Origin of the sequence: Vibrio rhodolitus, from assembly GCF_003350325.1 — a bacterium.
Lineage (GTDB): Bacteria > Pseudomonadota > Gammaproteobacteria > Enterobacterales > Vibrionaceae > Vibrio > Vibrio rhodolitus.
The window spans coordinates 68,211-77,752 of sequence record NZ_QLYZ01000022.1 but is presented as its reverse complement, the minus strand read 5'-3'; the positions used below and the strand labels follow the sequence as shown (position 1 = coordinate 77,752).

Sequence of the window (9,542 nt, the reverse complement as noted above, 5' to 3'; positions counted from 1 at the left end):
ACACTAATACTGTAGAACAACCTTGTATGCCGTACTTCTCTTGAGCCTGTTTATAAGTCAGTTCACCTCTTTCAACTTGGTCAACGACATCCAATTTAAAAGCGAGTGAATAGTCACGTTGGGTTCGTCTAGCTGCTGATTTCATAACACTCTCCAATTTTCTGATTGGGTTGTGTCAACCTTATTTAGGACGGGTCAACCGGTATAAAAAAAACCACTTCATCGGAAGTGGCTTTTTACTATCTGATTAGCAAGCTTAATTACTCTGCTGCTTTCTCTTTCGCTACTGTAACCGCAATCGCTAGCTCTTCAAGTGCTGCTGGGTTAGCAACGCTTGGTGCGTCTGTTAGTAGACACGCAGCAGCCGTTGTTTTAGGGAATGCGATAACGTCACGGATGTTTTCAGTACCACATAGTAGCATTACTAGACGGTCTAGACCGAATGCAAGACCTGCGTGTGGTGGTGTACCGAATTTCAGTGCGTCTAGTAGGAAGCCAAACTTCAGTTTTTGCTCGTCTGCATCGATACCTAGGATATCAAATACTGCTGACTGCATTTCTGCGTTGTGGATACGTACAGAACCACCGCCCACTTCGTAGCCGTTTAGTACCATATCGTATGCGTTTGAGTTTGCAGACGCTGGGTTTGCTTTTAGCTCTTCAGCAGTTAGACCTAGTGGCGATGTGAATGGGTGGTGCATCGCGTGTAGGTTACCTTCGTCGTCTTCTTCAAACATTGGGAAGTCAACAACCCATAGCGGAGCCCAAGAACCTTCGTTAGTCAGACCTAGGTCTTTACCTAGTTTAAGACGAAGTGCACCTAGTGCTTCAGCAACGATGTTTGCGCGATCTGCGCCGAATAGGATGATGTCGCCAGATTCTGCTTGAGTGCGCTCTAGAATACCGTTAATCACGCCTTCGCTTAGGAATTTAGCCACTGGAGATTGGATACCTTCCATGCCAGCTGCACGGTCGTTAACCTTCATCCATGCTAGACCTTTCGCGCCGTAGATACCTACGAACTCAGCGTAGCCGTCAATTTGCTTACGAGTAAGCTCTGCACCACCTGGTACACGAATCACTGCAACGCGACCTTTCGCATCGTTAGCCGGACCAGAGAATACTTTGAAGTCGACATCTTTCACAAGATCTGCAACGTCTACTAGCTCTAGTGGGTTGCGAAGGTCTGGCTTGTCAGAACCGAAACGACGGATCGCTTCGCTAAATGGCATTACAGGGAACTGACCTAGATCTACGTTTAGTAGCTCTAGCCACATATCGCGAACCATTTTCTCAGTTACTTCACGTACTTGATCTGCCGTCATGAATGACGTTTCGATATCGATCTGAGTGAATTCTGGCTGACGGTCAGCACGTAGGTCTTCGTCACGGAAACACTTAACGATTTGGTAGTAACGGTCAAAACCAGACATCATTAGCAGCTGTTTGAATAGCTGTGGTGATTGAGGTAGCGCGTAGAAGCTGCCTTTGTGTACGCGGCTTGGTACTAGGTAGTCACGAGCACCTTCTGGCGTCGCTTTAGTCAGTACTGGCGTTTCGATGTCTAGGAAACCGTTGTCATCTAGGAAACGACGTACAAAGCTTGATGCTTTAGCACGTAGTTTGATGCGGTCGCTCATCTCTGGACGACGTAGGTCTAGGTAACGGTACTTTAGACGTTGCTCTTCAGAGTTCTTTTGGTTGAAGTCTAGTGGTAGAACGTCGCTGCGGTTGATGATTTCAAGACCTGTCGCTAGGATCTCTACTTCACCTGTTGCCATGCCAGCATTTACTTGGCTTTCTGGACGTGCGCGAACTTCACCCGTTAGTTTGATACAGAATTCATTACGTAGTTGCTCTGCTACTTTGTAAGCATCAGCCATATCTGGATCGACAACTACCTGAACAACGCCTTCACGATCTCGCATATCGATAAAAATCAGACCGCCTAAATCACGACGACGGTTAACCCAGCCGCATAGTTCTACAGTTTGTCCTGCAAGGGACTTGTTCAGGTGACCACAGTAATGGGTACGCATAATGAAATTCCCAATCTCTCTAATATTGTTAATAACGTCTACTGCGCAGTAAAAATGTCAGTAGACCAAAGTTCCATTTATACGCTGAAAGCCAGATAAAATCGACCACTCAGCATACAATTTATTGCGATTTACTCGCTATTGATGCTTTTTAAACCAGCAAAAGGGTAAAAGCACATCAATAGCAAAAATTGGCAGCGATTATATACCCAACTCACCTCAAGATGCTAGGTTCAGCGAGCGTTGTAAAGACGAGTAATTAGTGCCAATTGTTGTCTCGATGTATCGCGCTCAGGTAAAGTAACTGGCAAAGGAATTAAGTAAATCTCATTATGACAGCATTACCTCTGCGCCTCGGCTTAACCATGTGGTCGCACAATCAATGGCAGCAAAGCTTTTATGGCAGCGGCACTAAGCCGGCTGAAAGGCTGGAAAAGTACGCCAGCGTGTTTCATACCGTAGAGGGCAACACCACCTTTTACGCCACGCCAAACTTAACAACAGTACGTAATTGGCATGCTGCCACGCATGATGATTTTAAGTTTACCTTTAAGCTACCGAAAGCAATTACCCACCAGCAAATGCTCAAAGGCTCTCAAGCCCAGCTGAAAGATTTTATGCAGATTATGGCGCCACTGCACGAGCGCATTGGGCAATGGACGATTCAATTACCGGCTGCTTTTACTCCAGCCGATTTGCCAACGCTGCAAAAATTCTGTGCGCTGTTTCCACCCAACTTCCCACTTGGCGTTGAAGTGCGTCATCTCGGGTATTTTGCAAAAAATGATGATGAAAAACGTTTCAACCACTGGCTAATTGAAGCTGGCATTGATCGCATCATTATGGACAGCCGCCCAGTGTTTGCCGCCGAGCCCATTAACGAAGTGATCATTGATGCTCAGCAAAAGAAACCACGCGTTCCTGTGCATGCAATAGCTACGGCTCATCACCCGATGATCCGCTTTATTGGTCACCCGGATCTTGATGCCAATCTGAGTTTTTTTAAACCATGGCTAAGCAAACTGCCGCAGTGGATTGCCGACGGAAAACAGCCCTATCTGATGATTCATACCCCAGACAATGTGCTTGCTCCCGAACTGGCACTGAATCTCTATCAAAAGTTGGCTGAGCAAGTGGCGCTACCGACCCTTGCGCCCTTCCCTGCCAGTGATGGGCAATCACAAATCAGCATGTTTTAAGCGACAGTTACTATTGGCTTGATGCAAAACATGACATGGGCGCGAATTTTTCATAAAATACGCGCCCTTTTAGTGCTGACTGTAAGTAGCAAGAGATAAATCTATGAACCCAAAGAGCAACCCAGATACCATTTTTTCGGCGCCAATCGACAAAATTGGTGACTTCACGTTTGACGAGCGTGTCGCGGAAGTCTTCCCTGATATGATTCAGCGCTCTGTACCGGGCTATAGCAATATTATTTCGGCTATCGGCATGTTGGCAGAACGCTTTGTAAAACCACACAGCAATATTTATGACCTTGGTTGTTCATTGGGTGCAGCGACGCTGTCGATGCGCCGTCACATTCAGCAAGAAGGTTGTAAAATCATCGCGGTTGATAACTCTTCGGCGATGGTTGAGCGCTGTAAACTGCACGTTAATGCCTACCGCAGTGATACACCAGTCGAGGTGGTGGAAGCGGACATTCGCGATATCGAGATCGTTGATGCTTCCGTTGTAGTGCTGAACTTTACCCTACAATTTCTATCACCGGCGGATCGTTACGCTCTGCTAGAAAAGATCTACGCAGGTCTGCGCCCTGGCGGTATTTTAATCCTGTCAGAAAAATACGTGTTTGAAGATGCGGTTTCTAATGAGCTATTGATTGATCTGCACCACGACTTTAAACGCGCGAACGGTTACAGCGAACTTGAGATCAGCCAAAAACGCAGCGCAATTGAAAACGTGATGCGTCCGGATTCGAAGAAAGAGCACAAAGAGCGCTTCGCCCAAATCGGCTTTAGTAGCTATGACGTGTGGTTCCAATGCTTTAACTTTGGTTCAATGTTCGCGATTAAGTAGCGAGAAGCGAGAAGCGAGAAGCGAGAAGCGAGAAGCGAGAAGCGAGAAGCGAGAAGCGAGAAGTTTGTCGCTGCCAGTACTTTATGTCAATTTTTTAACCTATTACTCTGTGAAAAACTATGTTTAATTTTGCCAATTTCTACCAACTTATCGCCCAAGATACGCGTCTGCAGCCATGGCTAAATGTATTGCCACAGCAACTGACCGACTGGCAAAACGCAGAGCACGGTGACTTTGACCGCTGGCTACGTGCGCTTAATAAAATCCCTGCCGGCGCACCTGATAACATCGATCTCAAAGAGTCAGTCACCATCTCAAACAACGAGCCAATGCACACCGGTGAGTTGAAAAAACTTGAGAACTTACTGCGCACCTTCCACCCATGGCGCAAAGGTCCTTACCACGTACACGGTATCCACATTGACACCGAGTGGCGCAGTGACTGGAAATGGGATCGCGTGTTGCCACACATCACTCCGCTGAAAAATCGCAGTGTACTTGATGTAGGTTGTGGTAACGGCTACCACATGTGGCGCATGCTTGGTGAAGGTGCTCGCCTGACAGTTGGTATCGACCCATCGCATCTATTCCTCATCCAGTTTGAAGCAATTCGTAAAATGATGGGCGACGATCAACGTGCGCATCTATTACCACTTGGTATTGAGCAGCTACCAAAACTGGAAGCATTCGACACCGTGTTTAGCATGGGTGTGCTTTACCACCGTCGCTCGCCACTGGATCACCTAATCCAACTAAAAGACCAGCTAGTTTCTGGTGGTGAACTGGTACTTGAAACGCTAGTAATTGAAGGCGATGAGACTTCTGTGCTTGTGCCAATGGATCGCTACGCGCAGATGCGCAACGTTTACTTCTTCCCTTCAGCCAAAGCGCTAAAAGTTTGGCTTGAACAAGTGGGCTTTGTCGATGTGCGTATCGTGGATGAAAACATCACCTCAACTGATGAGCAGCGCACGACCGACTGGATGACGCACAACTCATTGCCAGACTACCTAGATGCTAACGATCCAAGCAAAACGGTTGAAGGTCACCCAGCCCCTCGCCGCGCGGTACTCGTAGCGACTAAACCATAGATTTTTCGACAAAAAAATCGGCAAAATCATCAATTATTGACATGGATTTAACTCAGCATTATTTCCACATCAGTAACCTAATAGCCTGATATCAAGGATGCATATTGCATCCTTGTTTTTTATCTGCTGGATAATTTAACCAGATGTAAGTGATTGGTATATATTCCGATAGCTTATTAGGGTATTTTCCATTAGTGGATATAGACTTAGGTTATTCCTTCTACACTCACGACAACTTTTTTAAGTTCTGCTATGAGCTTTTGTCCACCTTAGTCTAAAATTAAAAACGTTAATTAACTCATACCATTATCGAGAAGTGATACGCGCAATACACAGCTCGAAATGAAACAAATAAGAAACGTAGGCATTTAAATGTTCATCCGATTAACACCTGTGGTCGCTCTTACTCTGTTATCTGGCTGCACTTTGACCAATAGCACGCAAAACCACCAACAGACTTTAGCGGCAATCCAAGCGGTCGAAACAAACCTTAACTCACAAATCACAGCACTTGGCAGCCAAGTGGAACAGCAATCTGACTATATTCAGAGCCTTGAGAAGAAAATCCAACATCTGCAAGATCGCACTATCGATATGCAAACGGTGACCTTGGCGAAAATCTCAGAACAAGAGAAAAAAATCATCGCACCTGTCGCAGCACCGATTCCAACACCACCAGCACACGGTGTCGTTCTTGGCGCAATTGAGCGCGTGACGATTGATTCGATTAAGCAAACCTTTGACGCTCGTGTTGATACTGGCGCAGCGACTTCGTCACTTAATGCGGTCGATATTGAAGAATTTGAACGCAACGGTAAAAAATGGGTACGCTTCCATCTTTCAGATGAAAATACCCCATCAGATGACAGTAACTGGATTGAAGCGCCAATCGTTAAGTTTGTAAAAATTCGCCAATCAACCAATACCGAAGTAGAACGTCGAGCGGTGGTTGAACTGTGGGTTAAAGTTGGAAAAATCCATGAAAAAGCGCAGTTTACATTGGCAGACCGTTCTCAGATGAGCCATCCTGTACTTTTAGGGCGTGAGTTTATTCAAGACATCGCCGTCGTAGACGTGAGCAAGAAGTTCGTTCAGTCTGAAGAAAAATAAAACCAATAAGGCTTGCTATGACTTCCAAGGTCCCTTTATACATCTTCGTTGCGCTGCTGATTGGTGTGGGCGCAGCGCTCAGTATTTTCCGTCATGAAAGCTACGGCGTGCCATGGACACCGGGTGAAACTCGTCAAATTTGGGATATCGAAGCCCGCGTTCAGTTCGATGCCGAAGGTAAACCCGTTAAAGCCTCGCTTGCTGTACCTGATACCCAAACCGGCTTTACCAAAATCAGTGAAAACTCTTCCTCTGCAGGTTACGGTGTTGCTTACGCAAGTAATGAGCAAGGTCGCCGCGCTGAATGGTCGATCCGCCAAGCAACGGGTCCACAGACCATCTATTACAAAGCGCAATTCTTAGTCGACCCTCAAGCGAATGTTACCCCAATCCCACCTGCCGATGAGATCATCGCACCGACTTTTGATGGCCCTACTGAAGCGGCAGCTATCGCACTAACCGAGCGTGCCAGCAAGCGTTCAGCAGATGACATCACATTCACTCGTGAACTCATCAAACAGCTCAATGACAACGATAGCCAAAACGCAGCGCTGATATTAAACAGTATGTCGCGCGTGCAAGCGGTTGATAAAATCCTCGCTTACAACAAGATCCCAAGCAAAATTGCCGGTGTGATTGAGCTTGAAGATGGTCGTCGTCGTCAAACCATCCAACAAATGAACCAAGTGTGGGATGGTAAGCAGTGGCAACTATTCAATCCAAGAACCGCAGACCAAGCAATTTCGCCAAACATTCTCGTTTGGGATGAATCAAACATCTCATTGCTTGACCTAATGGGCGGTCAAAATAGCCAAGTGCATTTCTCAATGCTGGCGCAAGAAATCTCGCCGCAACAAGCTACCCGAGACAAAGTAGAAGCTGATGCTCTGCTCAACCTGTCAATTCACAGCTTACCGTTGGAAGAGCAAGCGATGTTTAAAACCATCATGCTGATCCCTATCGGTGCTCTGATCGTGGTATTCCTACGCGTAATTATCGGTCTGAAGACTTCTGGCACCTTTATGCCAGTGCTGATTGCAGTTGCCTTTGTACAAACGCAATTACTGACTGGTATTGTCGGCTTCTTGCTGATTGTCGGTACAGGTCTGGTGATCCGTAGCTACTTGTCGCGACTGAACCTGTTGCTGGTTGCCCGTATCTCCGCGGTGATTATTACGGTAATTATGATCATATCTGTGTTTACCGTAGTCGCATTTAAGATTGGTCTAACTGAAGGTCTTTCAATCACCTTCTTCCCGATGATTATCTTGTCATGGACAATCGAACGCATGTCGATTCTATGGGAAGAAGAAGGTCCGAAAGAAGTGGTGATGCAAGGTGGCGGTTCACTGATGACTTCGGTTCTGGTTTACCTAGCCATGACTAATGAATATGTGCAGCACCTAACCTTTAACTTTATTGGTCTGCAGCTGATTGTACTGGCGTGTATTCTACTGCTTGGTACTTACACCGGTTACCGTCTAACTGAGCTGCGTCGCTTTAAGCCATTAGTTGATGGGGAGTAAGCCATGTTTCTATCTCGACTAAGAGAACGTTACACCTCCCCTTTTAAGCTAAAGCATAAGGGTATTATGGGCATGAACCAACGTAACCACAGTTACATTGGTCGCTACAATGATCGCTCTAAATACCCATTGGTGGATGACAAACTTAAAACTAAGATCATCGCCGAAGCGGCTGGCGCAACCGTACCAAAACTGATTGGTGTGATCGCCAACCAAGCGGACGTACCAAAGATCCATGACATGGTCAAAGATTGGCCGGGCTTTGTGATTAAGCCAGCCCAAGGCAGTGGTGGTAAAGGTATCCTAGTGATCACCTCACACAATGATGGCACTTACACTAAACCTTCTGGCTCAACCATCAACAAGGAAGACGTTGAACGCCACATCAGTAACGCACTAGCGGGTCTCTTCTCGCTTGGCGGTAAAAACGACGTTGCGGTAGTCGAGAACCTAATTAAGTTTGATGACTGTTTCGATGGCTTTAGTTACGAAGGCGTGCCAGATGTGCGCATCATCGTGTTTAAAGGTTACCCTGTGATGGCTATGATGCGCTGCTCAACAGCCGCCTCAGATGGTAAAGCTAACTTGCACCAGGGCGCTGTGGGCGTTGGTTTAGATATTGCCACTGGGAAAGCGATTCGCGCGGTACAGTTTGACCGCCCGATCAGCCACCACCCAGATACCGGCAAAGACTTAATGACGCTACAGGTGCCTCACTGGGAAAAGCTATTAGTGCTAGCCTCTAGTGCTTGGGAAATGACTGGTCTTGGTTATATGGGCACCGATATGGTGCTGGATAAAGAAGAAGGTCCTATGGTACTCGAGCTTAACGCTCGCCCAGGTTTAGCGATTCAAATTGCCAATGGCGCCGGCCTCTTGCCACGTCTACGTCATATTGAAAGCCTCGGCACACCAGCACGTTACCCAACACCTGAAGAGCGTGTTGCCTACTCAGCCAAGCAGTTTGGCTCGCATATTGAGTAATTAATCTCTTAATTAGAAGCTGCCGCAGGGCAGCTTTTTTATTTGCTTTAGTCACTCACTGGTGGCAACAGCATCCACATGCCAAATCGCCTACAATTGGGTAGACTAATGAATCAGTTTTGAGTCTCTGTAGACTAGATAGTAAAGGAAGTACTATGCAAGAAAGTCATTTTTTCGCTCACCTCGCTCGCATGAAGTTGATCCAACGTTGGCCGCTAATGCGCTCTGTTTCAACCGAAAACATCTCTGAGCACAGTTTACAAGTTGCCTTTGTCGCCCATGCGCTCGCGCTGATAAAAAACAAAAAATTTGGCGGCAAGCTTAATCCGGAGCGAGTCGCAATACTGGGGATGTATCACGATACCAGTGAGGTGTTAACCGGGGATTTGCCTACCCCAGTGAAATACTACAACCCAGAAATCGCCAAAGAGTATAAGAAGATTGAAGCAGCAGCTGAGCAGCGCTTGTTATCAATGCTACCAGAAGAGTTTCAGCAAGATTTTGCTCCTTACCTACTTAGCCATTCAGCACACCAAGAAGATGCTGACATCGTCAAACAAGCCGACACTATCTGCGCCTATTTAAAGTGCTTGGAAGAGCTTAGCGCCGGCAATCATGAATACGCACTAGCAAAAAAGCGTTTGGATATTACACTCAAGGAGCGCCATAGCCCAGAAATGGAGTATTTTCTTAATACCTTCGCCCCAAGCTTTGAGCTCTCTTTGGATGAGATCAGCTGATCTGTGCCAGCA

At 46.6% G+C, this 9,542-nt stretch carries 8 protein-coding genes and 1 pseudogene; 7 read left to right on the top strand and 2 right to left on the bottom strand.

Going from position 1 to position 9,542, the window contains the following annotated elements; translation table 11 throughout:
- Together DPF93_RS17895 and aspS are read right to left on the bottom strand one after the other, a co-directional pair.
- A pseudogene (locus DPF93_RS17895) lies at positions 1–145 on the bottom strand (IS3 family transposase); the annotation flags it as partial.
- Positions 146–260: 115 nt separating this feature from the next.
- Positions 261–2,039 carry an aspartate--tRNA ligase gene (aspS, locus tag DPF93_RS17890; protein ID WP_114767442.1) on the bottom strand — a complete coding sequence of 593 codons (1,779 nt, stop codon included), beginning with the start codon at positions 2,037–2,039 and terminating at the stop codon, positions 261–263.
- 332 nt (positions 2,040–2,371) lie between these two features.
- Here aspS and DPF93_RS17885 point away from each other — a divergent pair, with 332 nt between their 5' ends.
- The 7 genes from DPF93_RS17885 (at position 2,372) to yfbR (ending at position 9,530) form a co-directional block, all read left to right on the top strand.
- The gene (locus DPF93_RS17885) at positions 2,372–3,238 is read left to right on the top strand and encodes a DUF72 domain-containing protein (protein ID WP_164675394.1); all 867 of its coding nucleotides are present in this window, start codon (positions 2,372–2,374) and stop codon (positions 3,236–3,238) included.
- Positions 3,239–3,341: 103 nt separating this feature from the next.
- Positions 3,342–4,079 (top strand): carboxy-S-adenosyl-L-methionine synthase CmoA, encoded by a 738-nt coding sequence (gene cmoA, locus DPF93_RS17880; RefSeq protein WP_114767440.1) that lies wholly within the window; start codon positions 3,342–3,344, stop codon positions 4,077–4,079.
- A gap of 119 nt (positions 4,080–4,198) precedes the next feature.
- Positions 4,199–5,170 carry a tRNA 5-methoxyuridine(34)/uridine 5-oxyacetic acid(34) synthase CmoB gene (cmoB, locus tag DPF93_RS17870; protein ID WP_114767438.1) on the top strand — a complete coding sequence of 324 codons (972 nt, stop codon included), beginning with the start codon at positions 4,199–4,201 and terminating at the stop codon, positions 5,168–5,170.
- Between the two features lie 372 nt (positions 5,171–5,542).
- The gene (locus DPF93_RS17865) at positions 5,543–6,280 is read left to right on the top strand and encodes an ATP-dependent zinc protease family protein (RefSeq protein ID WP_114767437.1); all 738 of its coding nucleotides are present in this window, start codon (positions 5,543–5,545) and stop codon (positions 6,278–6,280) included.
- A 17-nt stretch (positions 6,281–6,297) separates the two neighbouring features.
- A complete protein-coding gene (locus DPF93_RS17860) occupies positions 6,298–7,806 on the top strand; it encodes an inactive transglutaminase family protein (RefSeq protein WP_114767436.1) in 1,509 nt (502 codons plus the stop codon).
- A 3-nt stretch (positions 7,807–7,809) separates the two neighbouring features.
- A complete protein-coding gene (locus DPF93_RS17855) occupies positions 7,810–8,790 on the top strand; it encodes an alpha-L-glutamate ligase-like protein (protein ID WP_114767435.1) in 981 nt (326 codons plus the stop codon).
- A 155-nt stretch (positions 8,791–8,945) separates the two neighbouring features.
- Complete coding sequence (gene yfbR / locus DPF93_RS17850) at positions 8,946–9,530, top strand: 5'-deoxynucleotidase (RefSeq protein ID WP_114767434.1); 585 nt, start codon at positions 8,946–8,948, stop codon at positions 9,528–9,530.
- Positions 9,531–9,542: the final 12 nt, after the last annotated feature.

What these genes read in the sequence shown, in the direction of transcription:
- cmoA (WP_114767440.1), top strand. Translation starts at nt 3,342, where the DNA reads ATGAACCCAAAGAGCAACCCAGATACCATTTTTTCGGCGCCAATCGAC.
- DPF93_RS17860 (WP_114767436.1), top strand. Translation starts at nt 6,298, where the DNA reads ATGACTTCCAAGGTCCCTTTATACATCTTCGTTGCGCTGCTGATTGGT.
- yfbR (WP_114767434.1), top strand. Translation starts at nt 8,946, where the DNA reads ATGCAAGAAAGTCATTTTTTCGCTCACCTCGCTCGCATGAAGTTGATC.
- aspS (WP_114767442.1), bottom strand. Translation starts at nt 2,039, where the DNA reads ATGCGTACCCATTACTGTGGTCACCTGAACAAGTCCCTTGCAGGACAA.
- DPF93_RS17885 (WP_164675394.1), top strand. Translation starts at nt 2,372, where the DNA reads ATGACAGCATTACCTCTGCGCCTCGGCTTAACCATGTGGTCGCACAAT.
- DPF93_RS17865 (WP_114767437.1), top strand. Translation starts at nt 5,543, where the DNA reads ATGTTCATCCGATTAACACCTGTGGTCGCTCTTACTCTGTTATCTGGC.
- cmoB (WP_114767438.1), top strand. Translation starts at nt 4,199, where the DNA reads ATGTTTAATTTTGCCAATTTCTACCAACTTATCGCCCAAGATACGCGT.
- DPF93_RS17855 (WP_114767435.1), top strand. Translation starts at nt 7,810, where the DNA reads ATGTTTCTATCTCGACTAAGAGAACGTTACACCTCCCCTTTTAAGCTA.